Origin of the sequence: Kitasatospora sp. DSM 101779 (assembly GCF_025655475.1) — a bacterium.
Classification (GTDB): domain Bacteria; phylum Actinomycetota; class Actinomycetes; order Streptomycetales; family Streptomycetaceae; genus Kitasatospora.
The window spans coordinates 5,233,632-5,259,030 of sequence record NZ_JAHTIK010000001.1; the positions used below are offsets into that span (position 1 = coordinate 5,233,632).

Consider the following 25,399-nt stretch of genomic DNA (forward strand, 5'->3'; position numbering starts at 1 on the left):
CCCGGCCGCGGCCGCCGCAGCGGCGGCCGCGGCGACCGGGGCCGCGGCCTCGCGGCAGACCTGTTCGGGGATCGGCACCGCACCCGCGCGGCCCACCGGACCGGGGGCGTCCGCCTCGACGGCGCCGGCACCGGCGGCGCGGGCCCGGCCGAGCTCCTCGAAGGCCTCCCGGGCGGCCAGGTAGGCCTGCACGGCGGCGATGCCGTAGACCGGCTGGATCAGCTGATGGCCCTTGAAGAACGGCCGGGCCGGGGCGAACCCGGCGGCGATCACCAGATCGCGGATCTCCGTTATCTCGGCCTCGGTACGGGCGGTGAAGCGGACCTCCCAGCCCTTCTTGTACGTGTGGCCGTCCGCGCTGTTGCGGCGGGCGAGGTCGGGCCGGCGGACGTAGCCGGGCAGACGGCCGAGGCGCAGTTGGGCGGCGCGCAGGCCGGGGATCTCGTCACGTGGCATGAGCCGATGGTAGGCAATCCGACGGGTGCCGGTGGTCGGCGGGTGGTGCTCCACCGTATGGCCTTGGTCACTCTGGGTCAGTAATTGCTGATCACCGGGGTGCCCCAACTCCATGATCGTTGATGTGCCGATTCGATGAAAAACGGATCGTCATGCCCCAAGTCCGACCTAATCCGGCATTCGAGTGAACGTCCTATACGTCGAACGGGTGAGGGTATGGGGACTTTAGGACGGAGCCGTCCCGTTTTCGCGACGGTTGGGTAACAGGTCGTCAAGTCGGGCGTGCGATTGTGGCGGCGTTGGGGAGGGTGTCGGCATGAGCTACCGGATTCCTTCCCAGCCGCTCTCCCTCGAAGAGCTGGCGCGGCGTCAGCAGAACGTGGTCACCGCGAGCCAGCTGCGGGCGCGCGGCGTGCCCGCCCGGGTGGTCACCGAGCATTGCCGGCGCGGCGGTCCGTGGCAGCGGATGCTGCCCCGCGTCTACCTGCTCCAGGACGGCGACCCGACCCCCGAGCAGCGGATGTGGGCGGCCCTGCTCTACGCGGCGCAGAACGGCCGGGACGAGGGCGGCCGCGAGGGCGCCGTGATCACCGGCGCGGCGGCGCTGGCGCTCTACGGCTTCGCCTCGGTTCCCCGGCTGCCCGCCGTCACCGGGGTGGAGGTGCTGGTGCCCCGTCAGCGGCGTCTGAAGGACGCCGGTTCCGTCCGCATCCTGCGCACCGGCCGGGAGCTGGTGGCCCGTTCGGTGCACGGACTGGCCTGCGCGCCGGTGGCGCGCGCCGCGGCGGACGCGGTGCGTGAGTGGACGGACACCGGGGCCTTCGAGAGCGGGGCCGTCCGTCCGGCGCTGCTGCGGGCGATGCTCCGCGAGGCGGTGACGCGTACCGAGGGCGGCTGCACCCTGCGGGAGCTGGTGGAGGAGCTCGGCGAGGCCGGGCTGCTGACCGAGCCCCGGGTGCGCGCCACCCTGGACGAACTCCTCGCCATGGAACGGGAGTCGGTGCTCGCCCGGATCGGTGAGCTGGTGGACGAGTGGCTGCTGCCCGTCCCGCTGGTCGGCCCCGAGCTGCGGATGCGCGGCGGCACCTACGTGGCGGTGCCCGACCTGTACTGGCCGGAGGCCGGTGTGGCGGTGGCCGTCGACTCCGAGCTGCGTTGCGTCAGCGAGGGCGAGGCCGCCTGGGTGCGCGGGGAGCAGCACCGGATGGAGTACCTGGGGGTGCGGGTGGTGTACGTCTCCGGCGCGCGGGTCGCCGCCGAGCCGGACGAGGTCGGCGGCGAGCTCCGCGAGGCCTTCCGGGCCGGCGGGGCGGACGTGGTCGAGCTGGTGGTTACCGACCGCTGACCGCCCCGGCCGCCGCACGGGCCGCGCATCAGTGCAGGACGGGGCTGCCGGTCAGTTCGACTCCGGCGGAGCGCAGTTCGGCCAGGGCCGCCTCGGTGGTGCCGGCGGCGACGCCGGCGGTCAGGTCGAGCAGCACCCGGGTGGCGAAGCCCTCGCGGGCGGCGTCGAGGGCGGTCGCCTTCACGCAGTGGTCGGTGGCGATGCCGACCACGTCGACCTCGGTGACCTTCCGCGCGCGCAGCCAGTCGGTCAGCGTCCCGCCGTTCTCGTCGCGGCCCTCGAAGCCGCTGTACGCGGCCGCGTACGCACCCTTGTCGAAGACCGCCTCGATCGCCCCCGAGGTGACCGAGGGGGCGAAGTTGGGGTGGAAGCCGACGCCCTCGGTGCCGGCCACGCAGTGCGCGGGCCAGGAGGTGACGTAGTCCGGGTCCTCGGCGAAGTGCGTCCCGGGGTCGATGTGGTGGTCCCGGGTGGCGACGATGTGGGTGTAGCCGGGGGAGGAGTCCGCGATCAGGTCGGTGATGGCGGCGGCCACTTCGGCGCCGCCGCCCACGGCCAGACTGCCGCCTTCGCAGAAATCGTTCTGCACGTCGACGACGATCAGGGCCCGGTGCATGGCTGGCTTCTCTCGGTGTGGGCGGTCCGCGGCGGGCCGCGGTGGGGGTCGGGCGGTTCGGACGGTGCGGGTGGAGCCGGGGGTGGGGCCGTGCGTGGAACCGGGGACGGAACCACGGGCGTGGCGTGGTGGTGGCGTGGAGGCCGTGGTGGTGCCGAGAAGACTGTAGGGAGTGACGCGCAGCGGCGGAAGGCCCGGCGGGCTCACCCTGCGGCGGTCGCGCCGCTCAGCAGCTCGGTGACGATCACCGGATCGCCCTTGGACAGCTGGGTGGCCGACATCGGGAGTGCCGCGAGGGCGCGCCGGTGCCGTTCGCGCGCCGCCTCCAGCGGTTCGCGCCCCACGATCTCGCCGCCGCGGACCAGCGGCACGTGCAGCAGGTGCGGCTCCAGCTGGGCGGGCACCGGGCCGGTGCCGACGACCTCGGCCTCGGCGACGCCGTCCCCGTCGGGCCGGCGGGCGGCCCACTTGAGGCCGCCGGTGCTGGTCTTGCCGCCGGCCGAGCGCTTGGCGACCGGGACGAGCGGCCCGCCGGGCATGCTCTCGCGGGCGACCAGCTTGTAGACCATCGCGCAGGTGGGGTGGCCGCTGCCGGTGACCAGGCTGGTGCCCACGCCGTAGCCGTCGACCGGGGCGGCCGCCAGCGCGGCGATGGCGTACTCGTCCAGGTCGGAGGTGACGATGATCCGGGTTTTGTGCGCGCCGAGGTCGTCGAGCTGGCGGCGCACCCGGTGGGCGAGCAGGGTCAGGTCGCCGGAGTCGATGCGGACGGCACCGAGGTCGGGGCCGGCGACCTCGACGGCGGTGCGGACGGCCTCGGCCAGGTCGTAGGTGTCGACGAGCAGGGTGGTGCCGCGGCCCATCGACTCGACCTGCGCGGTGAAGGCGTCCCGCTCGGAGTCGTGCAGCAGGGTGAAGGCGTGGGCGGCGGTTCCGGTGGTGGGGATGCCGTGGGTGAAGCCGGCCTCCAGGTCGGAGGTGGCGCTGAAGCCGGCGATGTACGCGGCGCGGGCGGCCGAGACGGCGGCGGCCTCGTGGGCGCGGCGCGCACCCATCTCGATCACCGGGCGATTGCCGGCGGCGGCGGTCATCCGGGAGGCCGCGGCGGCGATCGCCGAGTCGTAATTGAGGATGGAGAGGACCAGCGTCTCCAGGATCACCGCCTCGGCAAAGCTGCCCTCGACGGTCAGCAGCGGCGAGCCGGGGAAGTACACCTCTCCCTCGGGGTAGCCGTGGATGTCGCCGGAGAAGCGGTAGTCGGCGAGGAACCGCAGGGTCGCGTCGTCCACCACCCGCTGGTCGGAGAGCCAGTCCAGCTGGGGGCCGGTGAAACGGAAGCTCTCCACGGCGTCGAGGACCCGGCCGGTACCGGCGACCACACCGTAGCGGCGGCCGTTCGGCAGGCGTCGGGTGAACACCTCGAAAACCGAGCGGCGGTGCGCGGCACCGCTGCGCAGGGCGGCCTGCAGCATGGTCAGCTCGTAACGGTCGGTGAGCAGCGCAGTGGAGCGGTGCGCGGTGATGGCGTCCATGCCGATGATGCTACTACCACTTAGCGTCAGATTGACGATTTCTCCGGAGTGATGTCGACCCGGATTCGCTCGGAAGTCCCCCGGATGGAAGCATGAGGGCAGGGGAGACGCGCCTTCACCCCGGTCAGCTGCAGAGGAGAGAGCCAGTCGTGAGTGTCGCGCCGGTCGAGATCGAGCGCCCGGAGGTCGAAGGCCTGCCCGTGGTGGAACCGGACACACCGTGGGTGACCATCGTCCACAACGACCCGGTGAATCTGATGAGCTACGTGCAGTACGTGTTCCAGGCCTACTTCGGCTACCCGAAGGACAAGGCCCGCGAACTCATGATGGAGGTGCACACCAAGGGCCGCGCCGTCGTCTCCAGCGGCACCCGCGAGGAGATGGAGCGCGACGTGCAGGCGATGCACGGCTACGGGCTCTGGGCCACCCTCCAGCACGACTGACGCGCGGCGGCCCGCCCGGTCGGGCGGCGTGCGCCGGCCCGCAGGGTCGGCGCAGCGGTCGCGACACCACACACCGAGATCCACCGACACGTGAACGGGGCTGATTCAGGACTCATGGCTGGCTTGTTCGAGACCGCCGGCGAAGGCGCCGCGGCGATCGCGCTCGACGAGGTGGAGGCCTCCATCCTCCGGTCGCTGGAGGTGCAGATGCTGGAGCTGATCGGCCCCGGCCCCGGGGGAGTCGGTGACGACCCGCTGGCCGCGCTCTTCGCCGAGGGGCCGAGCGAGGCCCCGGCCGACCCCGCGCTGGCCCGGCTCTTCCCCGACGCCTACGGCGAGCCCGGCGAGCCCGCCGACACCGAGACCAGGGCGATGGCGGGCGAGTTCCGCCGCTACACCGAGCTGGACCTGAGGGCCCGCAAGCGCGAGGACGCGCTGAGCGTGGTCCGCGCCCTGGACGGGCTCGGCGGCGACGGCGGCGTGCTGACCGTCCCGGCCGCGGACTGCCCGCGCTGGCTGGGCGCCCTCAACGACCTGCGGCTCACCCTCGGCTCCCGACTGGACGTCACCGAGGAGGACGAGGAAGGGCTGTACGCGCTGCCCGACAGCGATCCGCGCAAGCCGCTGGTGATGGCTTACCTCTGGCTCGGCGGCATGCAGGAGTCGCTGCTGGAGGCCATGGCCGGCTGACGCCGCGTCACTCCCGGGGGACCCGCACTCCCGTGTCCACCATGTGGACCCGGGGGTGCGGCATTTCGGGCACATCGTCTCGAATCCAGACATGACATGCTCAATTAACGCTCAGATGAGCACCGGTATCCGGGCGCGCCGTGGTACGACTTCTCACCTCCCCACGACCCGAGGACGGTACGCCCATGGCCGATCAGCGCTACGACGAGGTGATCGACACCGAGCCGGACGAGGAGGGCTACGCCCGCGGACTGGGCAGCCGCCAGATCCAGATGATCGCCATCGGCGGCGCCATCGGCACCGGCCTCTTCCTCGGTGCCGGCACGGCCATCTCCAAGGCCGGCCCCAGCCTGATCCTCAGCTACGCGGTGGCCGGCCTGGTGATCTTCGTGATCATGCGCGCGCTCGGCGAACTCCTCACCTACCGCCCGGTCTCCGGCAGCTTCTCCGAGTACGCCCGGGAGTTCCTCGGCCCGTTCGCCGGCTTCGTCACCGGCTGGACGTACTGGCTGTTCTGGGTGGTCACCGGTATGGCCGAGACCACCGCGGCCGCGGTGTACGTGCGGTACTGGGCGCCGGGCGTCCCGCAGTGGGCCAGTGCGCTCGCCTTCCTGGTGCTGCTCTACGGCGCCAACCTGATCTCGGTGAAGCTCTTCGGTGAGATCGAGTTCTGGTTCTCGATGGTCAAGGTCACCGCGATCCTCGGCATGATCCTCATCGGCGTCGGCGTGCTCACCCTCGGCTTCTCCGACGCCGGTGACACCGCCTCGGTCACCCACCTGTGGGCCGACGGCGGCTTCTTCCCGAAGGGCCTCGGCGCCACCGTGATGACCCTTCAGATCGTCATGTTCGCCTACCTCGGCGTCGAACTCGTCGGCGTCACCGCCGGCGAGAGCGAGGACCCGGCCCGCACCCTGCCGCGCGCCATCAACACCCTGCCGTGGCGGATCGCGCTGTTCTACATCGGCGCCCTGGTCGTCATCCTCTCGCTCGTCCCGTGGCAGGAGTTCGCGCCCGGCGTCAGCCCGTTCGTCGCCGCCTTCGAGAAGGTCGGCATCCCCGCCGGCGCCTCCGTCATCAACTTCGTGGTGCTCACCGCCGCCCTCTCCTCCTGCAACTCCGGCATGTACTCCACCGGCCGGATGCTGCGCGACCTCGCCCTCCGCGGCCAGGCCCCCGGCAAGCTGACCGCGCTCAACGCCCGTCGCACCCCGGCCGCCGCGATCACCGTCTCCTGCCTGCTCATGGGCGTAGGCGTGGTGCTCAACTACCTGGCGCCCGGCAAGGCCTTCGAGTACGTCACCTCCGTCGCCACCGTCTGCGGCCTGTGGACCTGGGCCGTCATCCTGGTCGCCCAGATCCGCTACCGCCGGGCCTGGCAGGACGGCCGGCTGCCCGCCCCCACCTTCAAGGCCCCCGGCGGCGCGTGGCCGAGCCGCCTCGCGCTCGCCTTCCTCGTCCTGGTCGTCGTGCTCATCGGCTTCGACGAGGACGCCCGGATCTCGCTGTACGTCTTCCCGGTCTGGGCCGCCCTGCTGACCGCCGGCTACCTGGTGCTCGCCCGCACCCGCCCCGAGGCGGTCCACGGCACCGACCGCGACCAGCGCGACCAGCAGGACGCGGACGCCGGCCGCTGATCCGCCGGACGTCCGCCGGACGTCCGGCAGTCGAGACGACGGCCGGTCCCGGACCCTGACCCGGGACCGGCCGTGACTATCCTGGCCGCATGCTGACCATCACCCGAGAACTGCGCGACCGCATCGTGGCCCACGCCCGCGCCGACCATCCGGACGAGGCCTGCGGTGTGGTCGCCGGCCCCGAGGGCAGCGGCCGGCCCGAGCGGTTCGTCCCGATGCTCAACGCGGCCCGCTCGCCCACCTTCTACGAGTTCGACTCCGGTGACCTGCTCAAGCTCTACCGGGAGATGGACGACCGCGACGAGGTCCCGGTGGTCGTCTACCACTCGCACACCGCCACCGAGGCCTACCCCTCGCGCACCGACGTCAGCTACGCCTCCGAGCCCGAGGCGCACTACGTGCTCGTCTCCACCGCCGAGGGCAACGGCGACGAGGACCCGTACGAGTTCCGCTCGTTCCGCATCGTGGACGGCGTGATCACGGAGGAAGACGTCCAGGTCGTCGAGGAGTACTCCGCCTGACCGGCCGCCGTGGCGCACGGCCCGCCGACCGGCCCGGACCGGCCGCAGGCGGGCCGCAATCTCGACATGGGAAACGAAACCATCCGGATCGTGGGACGTGGATGCCGCTGCGGGGGCGGGAATCTATACGATGAGCCCATGCGTTCCGTCGATGTGAGCAACCAGGCCCCAGGCATCCGCCTCGTGGCGCGCCTGCACGTCGACCTGTGCCGGCTCGCCAGCGCGATCTGTCCCGGCACCGCCGACGCCCACTGACTCGGCACCGCCAGCCCGCCCCGGCCGCCCCGGGGCCGTCACCCCTGCCGCGCCGCGTGCGGCGGCCCACCCGACCCACCTCCCCAGGAGCGCAGCCATGGCCATCGAGGTCCGCATCCCGACCATCCTCCGCCCGTACACCGACGGCGCCAAGGCCGTCGAAGGCACCGGCAACAACCTCGGCGAACTGTTCCAGGACCTCGACAGCCGCCACCCCGGCATCGCCGAGCGCCTCCTCGACGCCGGCGAGCTGCGCCGCTTCGTGAACGTCTACCTGAACGACGAGGACGTCCGCTTCCTCGAGGGCATCAGCACCGCCCTCGCCGACGGCGACAGCGTCACCATCCTCCCCGCCGTCGCCGGCGGCATGAAGTAATGCGCTACGACAGCCCTCTCGAGGCCGTCGGCAACACCCCGCTGGTACGGCTGCCGCGCCTGTCGGCAGCCGTGCCCGGGAACGCCGACGGCCTGGTGAGCCTCTGGGCCAAGCTGGAGGACCGCAACCCCACCGGCTCGATCAAGGACCGCCCGGCCCTGCACATGATCGAGCGCGCCGAGGCCGACGGCAGGCTCACCCCCGGCTGCACCATCCTGGAGCCGACCAGCGGCAACACCGGCATCTCGCTGGCCATGGCCGCCAAGCTCAAGGGCTACCGCATGGTGTGCGTCATGCCGGAGAACACCAGCGAGGAGCGGCGCGAGCTGCTCCGCATGTGGGGTGCGGAGATCATCTCCTCGCCGGCCGCCGGCGGCTCCAACACCGCCGTGCGGATCGCCAAGGAGATCGCCGCCGAGCACCCCGACTGGGTGATGCTCTACCAGTACGGCAACCCCGACAACGCCGGCGCGCACTACGCGACCACCGGCCCCGAGATCCTCGCCGACCTCCCCACCGTCACCCACTTCGTCGCCGGTCTCGGCACCACCGGCACCCTGATGGGCGTCGGCCGCTACCTGCGCGAGAAGGTCCCCGGCGTGCAGATCGTCGCCGCCGAACCCCGCTACGACGACCTCGTCTACGGCCTGCGCAACCTCGACGAGGGCTTCGTCCCCGAGCTCTACGACGCCGAGGTGCTCACCACCCGCTTCAGCGTCGGCTCCGCCGACGCCGTCCGGCGCACCCGTGAGCTGCTCCAGCAGGAGGGCATCTTCGCCGGCGTCTCCACCGGCGCCATCCTGCACGCCGCGATCGGCGTCGCCCGCAAGGCCGCGAAGGCCGGCGAGCGGGCCGACGTGGTCTTCGTCGTCGCCGACGGCGGCTGGAAGTACCTCTCCACCGGCATCTACACCGCCGAATCGACCGAGGCCGCGGTCGAGGCGCTGCAGGGCCAGCTCTGGGCCTGAGCACCGCCGGGACGCGGCACCCGCACGGGTGCCGCGCCCCCGCCCCACCCGCCGACGGCGTTCCCGCACCGCCCCGCGCCCGTACCCGCACCGCCCCCGGTACGCCCGCCACCGGGCCCGGCCCGTTCTGGTGATTCCAGCCACAGCGCGGCACGGAGACGGGGGCAAAGTGCCGCGCGCCCCTTACCCTCGACAACGCGAAGGCGCACCACTACCGAGAGGCAGTGCCCCGCCGGCGTGGACCATGACCCATCGGGGCGGCGGAGGGGCTCGGCATGAAACTGACCGTGGTGGGGTGCTCGGGGAGCTTCCCGTCCGCCGAGTCGCCCTGCTCCAGCTACCTCGTCGAGGCCGGCGGATTCCGCCTGGTCATCGACCTCGGCAACGGCGCCCTCGGCGCCCTGCAGAAGTACACCGGCCTCTACGACGTCGACGCCGTCCTGCTCAGCCACCTGCACGCCGACCACTGCATCGACCTCTGCGCCTACTGGGTCGCCCGCAACTACCGGGTCGAGGGCTGCCCCGCGCCCCTGCCCGTCTACGGACCGCACGGAACCGCCGAACGCCTCGCCCGCGCCTACGACATGCCCGAGGAACCCGGCATGAAGGAGGTCTTCGACTTCCGCCCGCTCGGCAACCGCACCTTCGACCTCGGCCCGCTGCGCATCACCAGCGCCCGGGTCAACCACCTCGACACCGAGGCCTACGGCTTCCGCATCGAGCACGGCGGCGCCTCCCTCGCCTACTCCGGCGACACCGGCGAGTGCGCCGACCTCGTCGACCTCGCCCGCGGCACCGACCTCTTCCTCTGCGAGGCCGCCTACACCGACGGCAAGGAGACCTTCGAGGCCATCCACCTCAACGGACGCGAGGCCGGCGAACACGCCGCGGCCGCCGGCGTCGGCCGCCTCCTGCTCACCCACATCCCGCCGTGGACCGACGCCGAGCAGAACCGCCGCGACGCCGCCGCCGCCTTCCCCGGCCCCGTCGAGATCGCCCACCCCGGCGCCGTCTACGACCTGCCCTGACGGGCGCCCCGCCAGGGGCAGGCCGCCCCGGGGGCCCCCGGCCGCGCAGCCCCCGCTCCTACGACCCGCTCACACCCGGGTCAGCCAGCGCCCGTACCGCGGCTCCTCGCCCGACACCGCCGCCCCGTACAACTCGGCCAGCCGCTTCGTCACCCCGCCCGGCGCCGCCGGCAGCCCGCGGTCGTCCAGCGACACCACCGGCACGACCCCCGCCGCCGTCCCGCACACGAACACCTCGTCCGCCGCGTACAGGTCCGACCGCAGCAGCCGCTCCACCCGCACCTCGATCCCCAGGTCCCGGGCCAGCACCAGCACCGTGTCCTGGGTGATCCCCTCCAGCGCACCCGCCGCCACCGGCGGCGTCCGCAGCACCCCGTCCCGCACCACGAACACGTTCTCCGCACTGCACTCGCTCACCGAGCCGTCCGACGCCAGCAGCAGCGCCTCGTCGTACCCCGCGTCCGTCGCCTCCCGCCGCGCCAGCACCGAGTTCAGGTACGGCCCGGTCGCCTTCGCCGCCGGCGGCACGCTGTTCGGATCCGTCCGCCGCCAACTGCTCGTCTTCAACCGCAGCCCACCCGGCGGCCGCTGCTCCGGCCACTCCCAGGACGCGATCACCGTCCTCGTCCGCACCCCCCGCATGTCCAGCCCCATCGAACCGTCCCCGAGGAACGCGAAGTGCCGGACGTAGCAGGCGCCCTGACCGTTCGCCCGCAGCAGCTCCACCGTGCCCGCCGCCAACTCCTCCACCCCGTACGGCAACGGCATCCGCAGCATGTGCGCACTGCGCACCAGCCGGCGCAGATGTTCCTCCAGCCGGAACACCGCCGGCCCGTCGGCCGTCCCGAACACCCGGGTGCCCTCCAACACCCCCGTCCCGTAGTGCAGGCCGTGCGTGAGCACATGCACCTGCGCGTCCCGCCACGGCACCAGCGCACCGTCGAACCAGATCGTCGAAGCCTCCGCCATCGTCATGCCGCCATCCTGACCCGGCACAGCCCCGCACGGCCCGCCCCGCAGGCGGCAGAACCGGCCATGGCCGGGACCGGAGCCGCCGTCCCGGATGGTGGAATTCACCGGTCGCCCACCACCCGGATGGCTATCGTCCCCGCCGTGGAGCACAGCACCGCCCTCTACCGCCGCCTGCGCACCGACCCGAGCCGCCCGCTGCCCGAACTGCGCGGTGAACTCGGCTGGAGCGAAACCGAGTTCGACACCGCACTCGGCGAACTCCGCAACCTCGGACTGCTCCGGCCCACCACCGCCACCGGCAGCGGACTCACCGCCGTCTCCGTCGCCACCGCCGTCCGCCACCTCCTGGCCGACGCCGACGGACACCTCGCCGACCTCTTCACCGCCGTCCGCCGCACCCGCGACACCGTCGAAAGGCTCCACACCCGCTACCTGCCCGCCCAGACCGACACCGACGACAGCGGCACCCGCCACCTCGTCCACGGCGCCGACCGCATCGCCGCCCTCCTCGAGGACGCCGCCCACAGCGCCCGCACCGAAGTCCTCTCGCTCCGCCCCGGCCAGGACCACTCCCGCACCGCCCTCGACGGCAAACTCGCCCGCGAACGCATCGCCCTCGCCCACGGCGTCCGGCTGCGCACCGTCTACCCGGCGGCCGCCCTGCACCACCCGGACGTGCTCGACCACATCCAGCGGCTGACCGCCGCGGGCGCCGGCATCAGGGTCGCGCACACCCTGCCGCTGTGGCTGATCGCGGTGGACAGCACCATGGCGGTGCTGCCCGCACCCGGCGGCGCCCCGGACACCGCGCTGGTCGTCCGGGACGAGGCCGTGCTCGCGGTGGTCCGCGAGCTCTTCGAGTACTTCTGGACGGCCGCCTGGGTGCCACCGGACCTGCTCGGCCGCCCGGTGCCCGACGACCGCCACCGCGAGGTGCTCCGCCTGCTCGCGGCCGGCCTCACCGACCAGGCGATCGCCCGCAAACTCGAGATCTCCGAGCGCACGGTGCGCCGCCTGGTCTCCGACCTCACCACCGACCTCGGCGCCCAGAGCCGCTTCCAGGCGGGCGTCCACGCCGCCCGCCTCGGCTGGATATGAAGCGTGCCGGGAGCGCGGGGGCGAGGCGACCGTGCGGACCGGGGGTGGGCCGGATCCGTCAGAACCGCCGCTCCCGGACTGCAGGGTTCCGCCCCCGGCCTTCGGCCGGGAGGTCCCCCGGCGCCCCTGAAGCGGCTACCGGAATACGTGCCCCGTCAGGCCCTCCCGTCCACCCGCTGCTGCAGGCGGGCCAGGGCCAGCCGCGGCTCGCGCCGGGTGCCCAGGGGGACGAGCGCCGCCCGGCCCGGCACCCGGACGCCGCCGGTCAGCGCCACCCGGGTGGCGCCGGTCCCGTCGGCGACGGCCGCCATCCCGACGACCAGGAACCGGCTCTGCAACCAGCACCAGCCCGGTCGGATCACCCCGTCGAACCGGGCCCGCATCCCGTACCGGCTGCGCGCCAGGGCCGCCAGCCGGTCGCCGTCCCGGTGGAGCACGCGCACGCTCCGCATGTCCGGCTGGAAGCGGCCGAACTCGCCCTCCAGGTCGCCCATGACCGACCACACCCGGTCGAACGGGGCGTCGACCACGCCCTCGGTGACGCGGGCGCCGCGGATCCCCGCGGCCATCACGTGCAGCCGCCGCACCGGGTCCAGCGGGGCCGTCGGGTCGTCCGTCGTCATGCCGTCCACATCCTTCGGAATACGGTCCGGGCGCGGTGCAGCCGGGACTTCACGGTGCCCTCGGGGATGCCGAGCAGCCCGGCGGCGGCGCGCTCGTCCAGGCCCTCGACATCGCGCAGCAGCAGGACGGCCCGGTGCTCGGGGGTGAGCCGGCTCAGCACGTCCCGGATGTCCGCGGCGAGCTGGGCGTCCCCGGGCGAGGGCAGTGCGGCGAGTTCGGCGGGGGTGTCCCGGCCGTCCCGGCGGGCCACCCGCACCGCCTCGCGGACGGCCAGCACCCGGACCCAGCCGTAGAGCGCGTCCACGTCCCGCAGTGAGCGCAGGCCCCGGAAGACGGCGGTGAGCGTCTCCTGCACCGCGTCCTGGCGGCCGGCCGCGGCGGCGGGACCGCAGATCCGTCCGCAGATCCGCCCGACGTGGGGCGTGAGGTGGTCGAGCAGGTCGCTCATCGCGAGGGTGTCCCCGCGCCGGGCGGCGCGGGCCAGCGCCACGCCGCGGGAGCGCTCGTCGGGATCAGCCACGGCGGAAGTCTCGCACCGGTCGGCGCGCTCCGAGCCCGGCGGTCCGGGCCGCCGCCGCGCCGAAACCGAGGCAGAGCGGCGTGTAGAGCACCAGGTCGAGCAGGTGGAAGGTGCTGCCGGGGTCCGTGCCGAGGCCGCAGGCCCACACCAGTCCGGCCGCGCCGCGGAGCAGCAGCCCGGCCGCCACGGCGGCCGTGGCCAGCCGGCAGAGCCGGGCGGTGCGGGGCCCGCCGAGGCTGTGCGCGTGGGCGAGCACCGCGGCCGCGGCGGCCAGCAGCAGTGCGGCGAGCGGCAGCACCACGGGCGGCGTGAACGGGACGTCGGCGTTGAGGACGGCCTGCGAGAGCGCCCGGCCGTCGGCGGCGGGCCAGGTGAGGCCGGTGGCCCAGTACAGGTGGAGTGCGGCGTCGGCGGCCAGCAGCCCGGCCACCGCCGATCCGGTGCGCTGCGCGGTGCGGTCCACGGCGCGGTCCACGGGTTCCCCCTCGCTTCGGTCGGCCGGGTCGGCCGGTCGGCGCCGTCCCGTCGACGGGCCGTCACCGCAGAAGGAGGAGCGGCCCGGGCCGGACGTTCCCTGTGTCCTGCCTCACACCGCCCTGCCTCACACCGCCCTGCCTCACGCCGCCCTGCCTCACGCCGCCCTGCCTCACGCCGCCCTGCCTCACACTGCCAGGACGTGGCGACGGACCCCGCCCTGAGCAGCGGGGCGGGGTCCGTACGGGGGTGGGGGAGGGGCGTCAGGCCTTGGTGACGTCCTCGACCTCGGTGTCGTCCTCGCGACCGGGGGTCTTGAGGTTGAACTTGGTGATCGCGAAGCGGAAGAGCACGTAGTACAGGGCGGCGAACACCAGGCCGATCGGGATGATCAGCAGCGGGTGGGTGGCCTTGCTGAAGCCGAGGCCGTAGTCGATCAGGCCGGCCGAGAAGGTGAAGCCGGCGTGCACGCCGAGCGCCCAGGTGACGGCCATGGAGACGGCGGTCAGCACCGCGTGGATGGCGAACAGGACCGGGGCGATGAAGAGGAAGGCGAACTCGATCGGCTCGGTGACACCGGTGACGAAGGAGGTCAGTGCCAGCGACATCATCATGCCCATCACCGCGGCGCGGCGCTCCGGGCGGGCGGCGTGCGCGATGGCCAGGGCGGCGGCGGGCAGCGCGAACATCATGATCGGGAAGAAGCCCGACATGAACTGGCCGGCGGTCGGGTCGCCCGCGAAGTAGCGGGTCAGGTCGCCGTGCACCACGGTGCCGTCGGCCTTGGTGTAGTCACCGGTCTGGAACCAGGCGTAGGAGTTCACGAACTGGTGCATGCCGACCGGCAGCAGACCGCGGTTGATCAGGCCGAACGCGCCCGCACCGAAGGCGCCCGCACCGATCAGGGAGTCGTTGAGGCTGCCGATCGCGTCGCCGACCGGGCCCCAGACCAGCGCGAAGACCACGCCGACGGCGGTGCCGACGAAGGCCATGATGATCGGCACCAGGCGGCGGCCGTTGAAGAAGCCCAGCCAGTCGACCAGCTTGGTGCGGTGGAACTTCTGCCAGAGCACGGCGCTGAGCAGGCCGATCACGATGCCGCCGAGCACACCCGGGTTCTGGTAGGTGGGTGCGACCCACTTGCCGTCGGCGATGTGCCCCTCGGTGATCGGGAACGCGGTGAGCACGTTCTTGTACACCAGGAAGCCGACCAGGGCGGCGAGCGCGGTGGAGCCGTCGGCCTTCTTGGCGAAGCCGATGGCGATGCCCACCGCGAAGAGCAGCGGGAGGTTGCTGAACACGGCGTCGCCCGCCGTGCTGAACACCGCGGCGACCTTGTCCCAGCCGAGGCCGTCCTTGCCGAACACGTCGTCCTGGCCGAGACGGAGCAGCAGGCCCGCGGCCGGCAGCACGGCGATCGGCAGCTGGAGGCTGCGGCCGATCTTCTGCAGGCCCTGGATCGTGCTCTGGCCGATCTTCTTGATCGGGGAGGGTGCCGGTGCCGTGGCGGGCGCCGGTGCCTGCGCAGTCGTACTCATGGGGTGGTTCCTAACGGCAGGGCGGGTCGGTGGGGGTGCATCGGGGGCCGACTCGCGAACTGGTCTACACCACGAGTGGTGTAGACCAGTTTTTAACACGCGCCTGACGGAGGGGGGAACCCCGGAAAGCGCCGCAGGTGGGAAGCGCTATGAAATCGAAACCTTGTTGCGGATCGACGATCTTGACTGCGCTCGGTCATTCGCCATTTTGGCGAGTTGCGCAACAAATGCCTCTCAGGCCTTGGTCACGTCCTCGACCTGGTCGTCGTCCTCGCGCCCCGGCGTCTTCAGGTCGAACCGGACGATCACGAACCGGAACAGCGCGTAATAGACCACCGCGAAGGCCAGGCCGATCGGCATGATCAGCCACGGTTTCGTGGCCAGCCCCCAGTTGATCACGTAGTCGATCAGGCCGGCCGAGAAACTGAAGCCGTCGTGCACGCCGAGCGCCCAGGTCACCGCCATCGACGCACCCGTCAGCAGCGCGTGCAGCACGAACAGGCCCGGCGCGATGTAGGCGAAGGAGTACTCGATCGGCTCGGTCACACCCGTGACGAAACTGGTCAGCGCGACCGAGGTCATCAGACCGTAGATCTCCTTGCGCCGGTGCGGCTTCGCCGAGTGCGCGATCGCCATCGCCGCCGCCGGCAGCGCGAACATCATGATCGGGAAGAACCCCGAGGTGAACTGCCCCGCCGTCGGGTCGCCCGCCAGGAACCGCGGGATGTCACCGTGGACCACCTCGTCCGTGCCCGGCTTGTGGAACTCGCCGAACTGGAACCAGACGAAGGTGTTGATCAGCTGGTGCATGCCGATCAGCAGCAGCGCCCGGTTCGCCACACCGAAGATCCCCGCACCGCCCGAACCCAGATCGGCCAGCCACTGCGAGAAGTCCGTCATCGCCCGCCCGATCGGCGGCCACACCCACAACCCCACACAGGCCAGCGCCAGCCCCGCCACCGCCGTGATCATCGGCACCAGCCGGCGGCCGTTGAAGAAGCCCAGCCAGTCCACCAGCTTCGTCCGGTGGAACCGCACCCACAGCCACGCCGACATCAGACCGATCAGGATCCCGCCCAGCACCCCCGGATTCTGGAACACCGCCGCACTCGACGTGTGCGCCGAGAAATCGATGCACTGGTTGCCCTGAACCGTGCCCGCGCACTGCTCCCGGTCGGGGAAGGCCCGCAGCACGTTGTAGTAGACGAGGAAGCCCGTCACCGCCGCCAGCGCCGTCGACCCGTCCGCCTTCTTCGCCATGCCGATCGCCACACCGATGCAGAACAGCAGCGGAAGGCCCAGGTTGGAGTCCAGCAGGGCACCGCCCGCCGCCGCGAACACCTTCGCCACGTTGTCCCAGCCGAGACCGTCCTTGCCGAACACGTCGTCCTGGCCCAACCGGTTCAGGATGCCGGCCGCCGGCAGCACCGCCACCGGGAGCTGCAGGCTGCGCCCCATCTTCTGCAGCCCGCCGTAGAAGTTCTGCCACCACGGTGTCGGTGCGGGCGCCGTGCCTGCTGTACTCATGGGAGTCCTCCCCGTGCGGTCCACGGCTCGGCCCGGGGGCCCGTTCCGCCGCCCCGGCACTGCACCTACTATTGGTGTAGACCACCTGGGGGAGCGGGCGGGTGCCGGGCGGCAGCCCGATGATCGCCATCCTCGGGCCCGGCCGCACATCCATGCGCGCCAAAATGGGCCAAAAGTGGACTGACGTGGCAAACCACCCCCAAACGGGAAATGCTTGTCGCGCCGCCGCCCGACACGGAAGCTGAACCCGCGTCACCGCACAGGCACACACCGCACCACCGCACCACCGCACCACCGCACCGAGCGGCACGGCACCCGACACCACCCGCCGAACCGCCGACACACAGGGAGACACACATGGCCAGCAAGGCAGAGAAGATCGTCGCCGGCCTCGGCGGAATCGACAACATCGAAGAGGTCGAAGGCTGCATCACCCGCCTGCGCACCGAAGTCGTCAACCCCGACCTCGTCGACGAAGCCGCCCTCAAGGCCGCCGGCGCCCACGGCGTCGTCAAGATGGGCACCGCCATCCAGGTCGTCATCGGCACCGACGCAGACCCCATCGCCGGCGAGATCGAAGACATGATGGACTGACCGGCCACCGCGCCGACCGCGGCTCGCCGCCCCCACCGGGACGGCGGGCCGCACCACACCCCGCAACGGCTACGCTCGGTACCTATGTCACGCATCGACGGCCGCACCCCCGACCAGCTCCGCCCCATCACCATCGAACGAGGCTGGAGCAAGCACGCCGAAGGCTCCGTCCTCGTCTCCTTCGGCGACACCAAAGTCCTCTGCACCGCCAGCGTCACCGAAGGCGTCCCCCGCTGGCGCAAGGGCAGCGGCGAAGGCTGGGTCACCGCCGAGTACTCCATGCTCCCCCGCGCCACCAACACCCGCGGCGACCGCGAATCCGTCCGCGGCAAGATCGGCGGCCGCACCCACGAGATCAGCCGCCTCATCGGCCGCTCCCTGCGCGCCGTCGTCGACCACCGCGCCCTCGCCGAGAACACCATCGTCCTCGACTGCGACGTCCTCCAGGCCGACGGCGGCACCCGCACCGCCGCCATCACCGGCGCCTACGTCGCCCTCGCCGACGCCGTCGCGTGGGCCCGCGACAAGAAACTCCTCCGCGCCAAGGGCAACCCCATCACCGGCGGCGTCAGCGCCGTCAGCGTCGGCATCATCGACGGCACCCCCATGCTCGACCTCCGCTACGAAGAAGACGTCCGCGCCGAAACCGACATGAACATCGTCTGCACCGACGACGGACGCTTCGTCGAAGTGCAGGGCACCGCCGAAGGCGCCCCCTTCGACCGCGCCCTCCTCGACCAACTCCTCGACCTCGGCACCCTCGGTTGCGCAGAACTCGATGAAATCCAGCGGAAAGCACTCCGCGACCTCGAGAACTGACCCCCCGCCGGGCCGCGGGCGCGCATCCTGTACACGGCGCGCCCGCGCCCGTAGCGTTCCCGGCGGAACCACGGAACCGGCAGCGCACCACCAGCCGTCCCACACCACGGACCCAGCACGCGCCCACCACACGACGGAGGACACCCGATGCCGGACAGCCTCACCCGCTCCGCCACCCTCGCCGCGGCCGGCCTCGTCCTCCTCCTCCCACTCAGCGCCGTCAGCTGCTCCGCCGCCCAGAAGGCCCTCGACTGCGGCAACACCGCCGTCCGCATCACCAACGACGTCGCCCAGGCCGGCAACGCCTTCAACAACGCCGCCAACGACCCCAACGCCGCCGGACAGGCCCTCCAGACCCTCAAGAACGACCTCGACCAGATCAGCCGCAACTCCAGCGACACCGACGTCTCCCAGGCCGTCACCGACCTGCAGACCCAGGTCGACAAGGCCCAGCAGGCCATCGACAACAAGCAGGTCCCCGACCTCAAGCCGCTCGGCGACGCCGCAGGCAACCTCAGCAAGGCCTGCACCGGCTGACACCCCCGACCGTGCGACCGCTCGCTAGGGTGGGCCGCATGACTGCACGACGCCTCGTCCTCGCCACCCGGAACCGCCACAAGGTCGCCGAACTCCGCGACATCCTCGGCGACGCCGGACTCGACGTCGAACTCGTCGGCGCCGACGCCTACCCCGAGATCCCCGACGTTCCCGAAACCGGCGTCACCTTCGCCGAGAACGCCCTCCTCAAGGCCCACGCCCTCGCCAAGGTCACCGGCCACCCCGCCGTCGCCGACGACTCCGGCCTCTGCGTCGACGTCCTCGGCGGCGCCCCCGGCATCTTCTCCGCCCGCTGGTCCGGCAAGCACGGCGACGACCGCGCCAACCTCGACCTGCTGCTCGCCCAGCTCTCCGACATCGCCGAACCCCACCGCGGCGCCCACTTCGCCTGCGCCGCCGCCCTCGCCCTCCCCGACGGCACCGAACGCGTCGTCGAAGGCCGACTCCTCGGCACCCTGCGCACCGCCCCCACCGGCGACGGCGGCTTCGGCTACGACCCGATCCTGCAGCCCCTCGGCGAGACCCGGACCTGCGCCGAACTCACCCCCGCCGAGAAGAACGCCATCAGCCACCGCGGCCAGGCCTTCCGCGCCCTGGCGCCGGTCGTCCGCGAGCTCCTCGGCTGACGCACGGGATGCCGAAGGCCCGCCGGAGTTCTTCCGGCGGGCCTTCGTTTCTGTGGTCCGTGCGGCCGGAGGGATTCGAACCCTCACGGAGTTTCCTCCACTGGCACCTAAAACCAGCGCGGCTGCCCGTTACGCCACGGCCGCATGGCCACAGTCTAGGGGCTGCCTCCGCGGTGACGACAGCGCCTTTGTGCTCGTGGCGCGGGTGGTCCGCTCAGCCGGCGCGCAGGCTGCGGCGGTTCTTGTTCCGTCCGCAGGAGGTGTCGGTCGTGGCATGGCAGTTCGGACAGGGCAGCCGGACGTTTCCGGGGCGGTTGTCGGACCAGTCGCCGTTGACGTGGTCGACCTCCAGAGTCATCGGGCGCCCTCGTCAGACCGGGCCGGTGCCGCACTCCGCGCATGCCTCGGGGAGGCCCATCTCGAGGAGGGCTTGGCGGATCCGAATGCCCGGCAGCCGTTTGGCGTCCGCGGGCCGCTGGACGAGTACCTGCTCCGGCCGCAGGCGCCGCCCGGAGCGTCGGCCCCGGTTGTGCGCCTGGCCCGTGAAGTGCGAGGTGTCGATCCCGAAGGCCTTGATGCGCCGTCCGACGTGCTGCTGCGTACCTCCCGACAAGCGCTGGCCGAGGTAGCGGACCACCCCGGCGATGCTGTGGCATGCGGCGACCGCCTCCTCCAGCCGCTCCTTCGTGTAGACGACGCCCCTCGCCCGGAAGTGGGAGGTGTCCACTCCGTGGAGGTTGAGCTGGCTCCGTAGGTACCGGCGGTTGTACGCCTCGGGCTCCCCGCCCAGTGCGACGAGCATCTCGTCGATGGACGAGACCTCCGGCGCGGTCGTGGCGAGGAGTTCGCGGGTGTGTCTGACCTGCATGTGTGTGCCCCCTGCGGGTTCCTGTGTTCGGTACCCGTCCCCCGGTCTGGGAACGATCGGGAGGGGCGGGGGGCACGGGGGGAGCCCAACGGTCTATTGGTACAGACCTATTGACCAGGATGGTCCAGACCACATAGCTTCGGCGCACTCTGTGGTTCGGCGGCCGGGTGGTTGACGGTGCGTCGGCTGCGGTGTGTCCGACCCTCCCCCACTTGCGCGCCCGACACCCCCTCCGGGTGCGCCGCGACACTCTCTCCTGGAGGACCGAGTGTTGAACCGAACCCTGACGGCGCAGCGTCCCCCTGCCGTCGGTACCCGCCGGGCCTCCGGCCGACGGGCGGCGGCGGCCGCCACGGCGGCCGCGGGCCTGGCCGGCCTGCTGCTGGCGACGCTGGGTGCGTCGCCCTCGCAGGCGGCCGCCGACAACCAGTCCTGTCGTCCCGACGGCATGTACACCACCCCGGGCGTGGACGTCCCCTACTGCGACGTCTACGACGCCGCGGGCCGCGAGAAGATGGGCGCCGACCACCAGCGCCGGATCATCGGCTACTTCACGGGCTGGCGCACCGGGCAGGACGGCACCCCCGCCTACCTGGTCAACAACATCCCGTGGGACAAGGTCACGCACCTCAACTATGCCTTCGGCCACGTCGGCGGCGACAACAGGCTGTCGGTGGGCACGGATTCGCCGACGAATGCGGCGACCGGGATGACCTTCCCGGGCGTGGCCGGTGCGGAGATGGACCCGAGCCTGCCGTACAAGGGCCACTTCAACCTGCTGACGAAGTTCAAGAAGCAGTACCCGAACGTGAAGACCCTGATCTCGGTGGGCGGTTGGGCCGAGACGGGCGGCTACTTCGGAGACGACGGCAAGCGCGTCTCCTCGGGCGGCTTCTACTCGATGACGGTGAACGCGGACGGTTCGGTCAACCAGGCCGGCATCAACACCTTCGCGGACTCGGCGGTCGACTTCGTCAAGAAGTACGGCTTCAACGGCGTCGACATCGACTACGAGTACCCGACCTCGATGAAGGACGCCGGCAACCCGCTGGACGCCACGATCTCGAACGCGAAGCGCGGTTCGCTGGTCAAGGGCTACGCGGCGCTGATGAAGACGCTGCGCGAGCGGCTCGACCGGGCGGGTGCCGCGGACGGCAGGTACTACATGCTGTCGGTGGCGGCGCCGTCCTCCGGCTACCTGCTGCGCGGCATGGAGACCTTCCAGGTGACGCAGTACCTGGACTACGTGAACATCATGTCGTACGACCTGCACGGTGCCTGGAACAAGTACGTGGGCCCGAACGCCTCGCTGTACGACGACGGCAAGGACGCCGAGCTGGCCGCGGCGAACGTGTACGGCACCTCGCAGTACGGCGGCATCGGCTACCTGAACACCGACTGGGCGTACCACTACTTCCGCGGTGCGATGCCGGCCGGCCGGATCAACATCGGCCTGCCGTACTACACCCGCGGGTTCAAGAACGTCACGGGCGGTACCAACGGGCTGTGGGGCACGGCGTCGACGTCGACCTGTCCGGCGGGTTCGGGTCTGACGGCGTGCGGTGACGGTGCGGTGGGCATCGACAACCTGTGGCACGACCTGGACGACAACGGCAAGGAGGCCCCGGCGGGCTCCAACCCGATGTGGCACGCCAAGAACCTGGAGAAGGGCATCGTCCCGGACTACCTCTCCAAGTACGGGCTGACCGACACCGCGCTGCAGGGTTCCTACACCCGCAACTACAGCTCCCAGCTGGTGGCGCCGTGGCTGTGGAACGACAGCAAGAAGGTGTTCCTGTCCACCGAGGACGAGCAGTCGGTGGGCGCCAAGGCCGACTACGTGGTGAACCAGGGCGCCGGCGGCGCGATGATCTGGGAGCTCGCGGGCGACTACACGTGGGACGCCGCCGCGAACGGCGGCAAGGGCGAGTACGTGCAGGGCTCGACGCTGACCTCGCTGATGTACGACAAGTTCAAGGCGGCCTCGGCGTACGGTGCGACCCGTTCGACGACCGCGCTGCCGCAGCAGACCCTGCCGATCGACGTGTCGTTCACCAACTTCGCGCTGGGCGACTCGAACTACCCGATCAACCCGAAGATCCACATCGTGAACAACTCGACGCTGACCCTGCCGGGCGGCACCGAGTTCCAGTTCGACTACGCCAACTCGGCACCGGGCAACGCCAAGGACCAGTCGGGCTTCGGCCTGGCGGTGATCCGGCAGGACCACACCGCGGCGAACAACGTGGGCGGCCTGAAGGGCGTGTACAACCGCGTCTCGGTGAAGCTGCCGAGCTGGCAGTCGCTGGCGCCGGGCGCCTCGATCGACGTGGACTTCGTCTACTACCTGCCGGTCTCGACCCCGGCGAACTGGACGGTCAACGTCGGCGGCACGCTGTACGGCCTCACCGGTGACCTGACCCGCGGCAGCACCGGTGCGACCTCGTCGCCGAGCCCCTCGGCCTCCGGCTCGTCCTCGGCCAGCCCGTCGGCCTCGGCGAGCGCCTCCCCGAGCAGCTCGCCGAGCACCTCGGCCAGCCCGACCGGCGGTACCTGCACGGCGCCGAGCTGGAACGCGGCGACCGTCTACGCCACCACCACCACGGTGTCCTGGAAGGGCCGCCGGTACAGCAACAAGTGGTGGACCCAGGGCGAGGACCCGTCGACCACCGGCCAGTGGGGGGTGTGGAACGACCTCGGTCCGTGCTGACTGACCTGAGGTGAGGAACGGCGGTGGCGGTCGACCCGGTCGGGGGGTCGGCCGCCACCGCTGCGTTCGCCCGGCTACTGCTCCAGGTCGGCCCGCATGGAGGCGAACAGCTTGGCGGCCTGGGCCGGCGAGGACTGCGGGAAGAGCGCGACGGCGGCGGTCGAGGAGTCGGCCCAGCCGCACAGTGCGTCCGCGCCGTACGGCAGGCACTCCAGGCTGCCGCCGAGCGGGCCGGGTGCGTAGGCCGTGCCGGTGCCGGGGGTGCCGGTGGAGCCGTTGCCGGCGGCGTAGTCGATCAGGCCGCGCCAGAGGTGCTCGCGGCGCTTGTTGGTGTCCTCGGGGACGTTGTCCACGCCGACGAAGAGGATCCGGCGGCCGGAGGTCTGGCCGGCCCGGTCGTAGTTCTCCACCACCAGGTTCATGCCGTCGCGCATCTCGCCCGGGTCGACCGGGACGTCGCTGATGGCGCCGTCGCCGCTGGACTTGGTGAGCCCGGCGGCGTGCTGCACGGAGATCACGGTGTGCTTGCCGCCGCCCGGCTTGCCGGTCTGCTTGGCCGTGGCCGACGGTGCGGCGGTGGGGCTGTCCGGTGCGGCGGTGGTGGGGGCGGCGGTGGTGGGGCTGCCGGCCTGTGCGGTGTCGGCGCCGGGGCCGGCCTCCGGGTCGCAGGCGGTGAGGGCCAGCGCGGCGGCCAGGGTGCCGGCGGCGAGGAGGGTGCGGGCGGTGCGGGATCCATTGCTCGGCACGGTGTCTCCCGGGTGGGTGGAGGGCTCGGGCTGCTCGGCCCGATGCCCGCCGACGCTAGCGGTGCGCGGTGCGCGTCCGCCGGGTCTTGTCCTTCCCACGACCCCTTCGGAACACGACGGTGACAAGGTGACGCCCCGTCGGCCCCCACCCGCCCCTGCAGAACGCCGCGGCGGGCACCGGGAGACCTGGTGCCCGCCGCGGTGCGGTGCCCATGGAGCGTCAGGCGCCGATCCGCAGGTCGCGCAGCAGCTTGGCGACGTGGCCGGTGGCCTTGACGTTGTACAGCGCGTGCTCGACCTTGCCCTCCTCGTCGACGACGACGGTGGAGCGGATCACGCCGACCACGGTCTTGCCGTACAGCTTCTTCTCGCCGTACGCGCCGTAGGCCTCCAGCACCGACTTGTCCTCGTCGGCGACCAGGGTGACCTTGAGGTTCTCCTTCTCGCGGAACTTGCCGAGCTTCTCCGGCTTGTCGGGGGAGACGCCGATGACGTCGTAGCCGGCGCCGGCGAAGACCTCCAGGTTGTCGGTGAAGTCGCAGGCCTGGGTGGTGCAGCCGGGGGTGAGGGCGGCCGGGTAGAAGTACACGATCACCTTGCGGCCGAGGTGGTCGGCGAGGGACACCTGGTTGCCGTCGGCATCGGGCAGGGTGAAGGCGGGGGCGGTGTCGCCCGCCTTGAGGCGCTCGCTCACGGTGGATCTCTCCTCGTGCTGGACGGGTGGTCGTACCCCGGCAAACCTACCCCGCTCGGTGGGTGGTGCTGCGCGGCGCGTGGGGGGAGCTGACAGACTGTGCGTGTCGCACAGGACAGCATCAGTGATTGGGGTGGCTCTCGTGGCCCAGGCGAGCAAGGACAAGGCGGCGCGAACGACGGCCCAGATCGAGGCGGACATCGCGCAGGCCCGTGAGCGGCTCGCGACGACGCTGGACGAGCTGGCGATGCGGGTGCACCCCGCGACGGTCGCGGCGCAGACCAAGGCGCGGATGCTCGGCGCCGTCGAGCAGAAGGTCGGCCGGGCGTACGTGGCGGCGAGCGGGGCGCTGGAGCAGGTGAAGGCCGGCTTCACCGACGAGAAGGGCCGGCCGCGGCCGGAGCGGGTGGTGCCGGCCGCGCTGGTCGGCGTCGGCGTGGTGCTGCTGCTGGCCTCCGCCCGCAAGCGGCGGCGCGGCTGAGGCAGGTCGGTCGGGCCGGGGCGCGGACGCGTCCCGGCCCTTCTCCGTGTCCGGCCCTTCTCCGTGTCCGGTGGCTCCCCGCGCCGTGGGGCGGGGAGCCGGAGCCGTGTCCCGGTGGTGTCGCGGCGGTGTCCCGGACCCGTTCCGGATGGCGGGCACCTGCGGGCCCGCCGTGCACCCGCGGGCCGCCGGGCGGGTACGGTCGGGTGCGTGAGCAAGAACGACGAGCAGAGCGCGCGGCACGAGGAGCCCCGGCACGACCGGCTGGGGGAGAAGCTGCCGATCAGGATGTTGCACGACCGGGTGCTGGTGAAGGCGGACGCGGGCGAGGGCGAGCGACGCTCCACCGGCGGCATCCTCATCCCGGCGACCGCGGAGCTGTCCCGGCGCTGCGCCTGGGCCGAGGCGGTGGCGGTCGGCCAGAGCGTGCGGACGGTGGAGCCGGGCGACCGGGTGCTGTACGACCCGGAGGACAAGCTGGAGGTCGAGGTCCGCGGGGCGACGTACGTGCTGCTGCGCGAGCGCGACCTGCATGCGGTGGCGTCCGAGCGGCTGTCCGGCGCGGAGGGGTCGACCGGCCTGTACCTGTGACGCGCGCGGACGTGTGACGACGCCCCGGACCGCGTGTGCGGTCCGGGGCGTCGTCGGTGCCGGGCGGGGTGCGGCTCAGGGCCGGGGCCCTC

General features: G+C 72.1%; 30 protein-coding genes and 1 tRNA gene. 17 read left to right on the plus strand and 14 right to left on the minus strand.

Translation table 11 applies throughout. From position 1 onward, the window contains the following. Positions 1 to 456 (minus strand): hypothetical protein (locus KSNIM_RS23885; protein WP_263105198.1); only part of this gene is annotated, 456 nt, incomplete at its 3' end. Between the two features lie 316 nt (positions 457 to 772). Between KSNIM_RS23885 and KSNIM_RS23890 the strand changes: the two genes are divergently transcribed. Further along, positions 773 to 1,801 carry a type IV toxin-antitoxin system AbiEi family antitoxin domain-containing protein gene (locus KSNIM_RS23890; protein ID WP_263105199.1) on the plus strand — a complete coding sequence of 343 codons (1,029 nt, stop codon included), beginning with the start codon at positions 773 to 775 and terminating at the stop codon, positions 1,799 to 1,801. A gap of 28 nt (positions 1,802 to 1,829) precedes the next feature. Here the strand turns inward: KSNIM_RS23890 and KSNIM_RS23895 are convergent, their stop codons facing one another. Continuing rightward, positions 1,830 to 2,417, minus strand: a complete 588-nt coding sequence (locus KSNIM_RS23895) for a nicotinamidase (RefSeq protein WP_263105200.1) — start codon at positions 2,415 to 2,417, stop codon at positions 1,830 to 1,832. Positions 2,418 to 2,620: 203 nt separating this feature from the next. Next, positions 2,621 to 3,949, minus strand: coding sequence for a nicotinate phosphoribosyltransferase (locus KSNIM_RS23900; protein ID WP_263105201.1), 1,329 nt, complete (start codon positions 3,947 to 3,949; stop codon positions 2,621 to 2,623). 149 nt (positions 3,950 to 4,098) lie between these two features. On the opposite strand from KSNIM_RS23900, the gene clpS reads away from it, so the two are divergent. From clpS to KSNIM_RS23940, 8 genes are all read left to right on the plus strand, one after another. Further along, entirely contained in the window at positions 4,099 to 4,392 is a 294-nt protein-coding gene (gene clpS, locus KSNIM_RS23905) for an ATP-dependent Clp protease adapter ClpS (RefSeq protein ID WP_030271864.1), read from the plus strand. Positions 4,393 to 4,506: 114 nt separating this feature from the next. After that, the gene (locus tag KSNIM_RS23910) at positions 4,507 to 5,082 is read left to right on the plus strand and encodes a DUF2017 domain-containing protein (RefSeq protein WP_263105202.1); all 576 of its coding nucleotides are present in this window, start codon (positions 4,507 to 4,509) and stop codon (positions 5,080 to 5,082) included. Between the two features lie 185 nt (positions 5,083 to 5,267). After that, positions 5,268 to 6,719: an amino acid permease gene (locus tag KSNIM_RS23915; protein WP_263105203.1), complete on the plus strand. Its 1,452-nt coding sequence runs from the start codon at positions 5,268 to 5,270 to the stop codon at positions 6,717 to 6,719. Positions 6,720 to 6,808: 89 nt separating this feature from the next. Continuing rightward, on the plus strand, positions 6,809 to 7,240 hold the full coding sequence (locus tag KSNIM_RS23920) for a M67 family metallopeptidase (protein ID WP_263105204.1): 432 nt from the start codon (positions 6,809 to 6,811) through the stop codon (positions 7,238 to 7,240). 138 nt (positions 7,241 to 7,378) lie between these two features. Further along, on the plus strand, positions 7,379 to 7,495 hold the full coding sequence (locus KSNIM_RS39145) for a putative leader peptide (protein ID WP_317634052.1): 117 nt from the start codon (positions 7,379 to 7,381) through the stop codon (positions 7,493 to 7,495). A 97-nt stretch (positions 7,496 to 7,592) separates the two neighbouring features. After that, positions 7,593 to 7,871: a MoaD/ThiS family protein gene (locus tag KSNIM_RS23930; protein WP_263105206.1), complete on the plus strand. Its 279-nt coding sequence runs from the start codon at positions 7,593 to 7,595 to the stop codon at positions 7,869 to 7,871. Then, entirely contained in the window at positions 7,871 to 8,839 is a 969-nt protein-coding gene (locus tag KSNIM_RS23935) for a PLP-dependent cysteine synthase family protein (protein ID WP_263105207.1), read from the plus strand. The genes KSNIM_RS23930 and KSNIM_RS23935 overlap by 1 nt, the downstream gene beginning before the upstream one ends. Before the next feature lie 275 nt (positions 8,840 to 9,114). Further along, on the plus strand, positions 9,115 to 9,867 hold the full coding sequence (locus KSNIM_RS23940) for an MBL fold metallo-hydrolase (protein ID WP_263105208.1): 753 nt from the start codon (positions 9,115 to 9,117) through the stop codon (positions 9,865 to 9,867). Positions 9,868 to 9,936: 69 nt separating this feature from the next. Here KSNIM_RS23940 and KSNIM_RS23945 read toward each other — a convergent pair whose 3' ends face one another. Then, positions 9,937 to 10,842 carry a branched-chain amino acid transaminase gene (locus KSNIM_RS23945; RefSeq protein WP_263105209.1) on the minus strand — a complete coding sequence of 302 codons (906 nt, stop codon included), beginning with the start codon at positions 10,840 to 10,842 and terminating at the stop codon, positions 9,937 to 9,939. 138 nt (positions 10,843 to 10,980) lie between these two features. Between KSNIM_RS23945 and KSNIM_RS23950 the strand changes: the two genes are divergently transcribed. Further along, positions 10,981 to 11,937 carry a helix-turn-helix domain-containing protein gene (locus KSNIM_RS23950; RefSeq protein WP_263105210.1) on the plus strand — a complete coding sequence of 319 codons (957 nt, stop codon included), beginning with the start codon at positions 10,981 to 10,983 and terminating at the stop codon, positions 11,935 to 11,937. Positions 11,938 to 12,092: 155 nt separating this feature from the next. On the opposite strand, the gene KSNIM_RS23955 is transcribed toward KSNIM_RS23950, so the two are convergent. The 5 genes from KSNIM_RS23955 to KSNIM_RS23975 all read right to left on the minus strand — a co-directional run bounded on the left by KSNIM_RS23955 (position 12,093) and on the right by KSNIM_RS23975 (position 16,620). Next, positions 12,093 to 12,560 (minus strand): hypothetical protein, encoded by a 468-nt coding sequence (locus KSNIM_RS23955; RefSeq protein WP_263105211.1) that lies wholly within the window; start codon positions 12,558 to 12,560, stop codon positions 12,093 to 12,095. After that, on the minus strand, positions 12,557 to 13,081 hold the full coding sequence (locus tag KSNIM_RS23960) for an RNA polymerase sigma factor (protein WP_263105212.1): 525 nt from the start codon (positions 13,079 to 13,081) through the stop codon (positions 12,557 to 12,559). The genes KSNIM_RS23955 and KSNIM_RS23960 overlap by 4 nt, the downstream gene beginning before the upstream one ends. Further along, complete coding sequence (locus tag KSNIM_RS23965) at positions 13,074 to 13,556, minus strand: DUF3995 domain-containing protein (protein ID WP_263105213.1); 483 nt, start codon at positions 13,554 to 13,556, stop codon at positions 13,074 to 13,076. The genes KSNIM_RS23960 and KSNIM_RS23965 overlap by 8 nt, the downstream gene beginning before the upstream one ends. A 262-nt stretch (positions 13,557 to 13,818) precedes the next feature. After that, entirely contained in the window at positions 13,819 to 15,093 is a 1,275-nt protein-coding gene (locus tag KSNIM_RS23970) for a PTS transporter subunit EIIC (protein WP_263105214.1), read from the minus strand. A gap of 234 nt (positions 15,094 to 15,327) precedes the next feature. Beyond that, complete coding sequence (locus tag KSNIM_RS23975; protein WP_263105215.1) at positions 15,328 to 16,620, minus strand: PTS transporter subunit EIIC; 1,293 nt, start codon at positions 16,618 to 16,620, stop codon at positions 15,328 to 15,330. A gap of 357 nt (positions 16,621 to 16,977) precedes the next feature. On the opposite strand from KSNIM_RS23975, the gene KSNIM_RS23980 reads away from it, so the two are divergent. The 4 genes from KSNIM_RS23980 (at position 16,978) to rdgB (ending at position 19,217) form a co-directional block, all read left to right on the plus strand. Continuing rightward, positions 16,978 to 17,214 (plus strand): glucose PTS transporter subunit EIIB, encoded by a 237-nt coding sequence (locus KSNIM_RS23980; RefSeq protein WP_030275743.1) that lies wholly within the window; start codon positions 16,978 to 16,980, stop codon positions 17,212 to 17,214. Between the two features lie 84 nt (positions 17,215 to 17,298). Next, a complete protein-coding gene (rph, locus tag KSNIM_RS23985; RefSeq protein ID WP_263105216.1) occupies positions 17,299 to 18,033 on the plus strand; it encodes a ribonuclease PH in 735 nt (244 codons plus the stop codon). 147 nt (positions 18,034 to 18,180) lie between these two features. Beyond that, the gene (locus KSNIM_RS23990) at positions 18,181 to 18,570 is read left to right on the plus strand and encodes a hypothetical protein (protein ID WP_263105217.1); all 390 of its coding nucleotides are present in this window, start codon (positions 18,181 to 18,183) and stop codon (positions 18,568 to 18,570) included. Between the two features lie 38 nt (positions 18,571 to 18,608). Further along, a complete protein-coding gene (gene rdgB / locus KSNIM_RS23995; protein WP_263105218.1) occupies positions 18,609 to 19,217 on the plus strand; it encodes an RdgB/HAM1 family non-canonical purine NTP pyrophosphatase in 609 nt (202 codons plus the stop codon). Positions 19,218 to 19,277: 60 nt separating this feature from the next. On the opposite strand, the gene KSNIM_RS24000 is transcribed toward rdgB, so the two are convergent. The 3 genes from KSNIM_RS24000 to KSNIM_RS24010 all read right to left on the minus strand — a co-directional run bounded on the left by KSNIM_RS24000 (position 19,278) and on the right by KSNIM_RS24010 (position 20,085). Next, positions 19,278 to 19,361 (minus strand) — tRNA-Leu (locus KSNIM_RS24000). Between the two features lie 70 nt (positions 19,362 to 19,431). Next, on the minus strand, positions 19,432 to 19,575 hold the full coding sequence (locus KSNIM_RS24005) for a hypothetical protein (protein WP_263105219.1): 144 nt from the start codon (positions 19,573 to 19,575) through the stop codon (positions 19,432 to 19,434). A gap of 12 nt (positions 19,576 to 19,587) precedes the next feature. Further along, entirely contained in the window at positions 19,588 to 20,085 is a 498-nt protein-coding gene (locus KSNIM_RS24010; protein ID WP_263105220.1) for an HNH endonuclease, read from the minus strand. Between the two features lie 268 nt (positions 20,086 to 20,353). Between KSNIM_RS24010 and KSNIM_RS24015 the strand changes: the two genes are divergently transcribed. Continuing rightward, complete coding sequence (locus tag KSNIM_RS24015; protein ID WP_411543765.1) at positions 20,354 to 22,795, plus strand: chitinase C-terminal domain-containing protein; 2,442 nt, start codon at positions 20,354 to 20,356, stop codon at positions 22,793 to 22,795. 74 nt (positions 22,796 to 22,869) lie between these two features. On the opposite strand, the gene KSNIM_RS24020 is transcribed toward KSNIM_RS24015, so the two are convergent. Both KSNIM_RS24020 and bcp read right to left on the minus strand, forming a co-directional pair. Further along, on the minus strand, positions 22,870 to 23,541 hold the full coding sequence (locus KSNIM_RS24020; RefSeq protein WP_263105222.1) for a hypothetical protein: 672 nt from the start codon (positions 23,539 to 23,541) through the stop codon (positions 22,870 to 22,872). Between the two features lie 220 nt (positions 23,542 to 23,761). Further along, entirely contained in the window at positions 23,762 to 24,235 is a 474-nt protein-coding gene (bcp, locus tag KSNIM_RS24025) for a thioredoxin-dependent thiol peroxidase (RefSeq protein WP_263105223.1), read from the minus strand. 142 nt (positions 24,236 to 24,377) lie between these two features. On the opposite strand from bcp, the gene KSNIM_RS24030 reads away from it, so the two are divergent. Next, a complete protein-coding gene (locus tag KSNIM_RS24030; RefSeq protein WP_263105225.1) occupies positions 24,378 to 24,716 on the plus strand; it encodes a DUF3618 domain-containing protein in 339 nt (112 codons plus the stop codon). Positions 24,717 to 25,004: 288 nt separating this feature from the next. Beyond that, entirely contained in the window at positions 25,005 to 25,307 is a 303-nt protein-coding gene (locus tag KSNIM_RS24035) for a GroES family chaperonin (RefSeq protein WP_263108086.1), read from the plus strand. Positions 25,308 to 25,399: the final 92 nt, after the last annotated feature.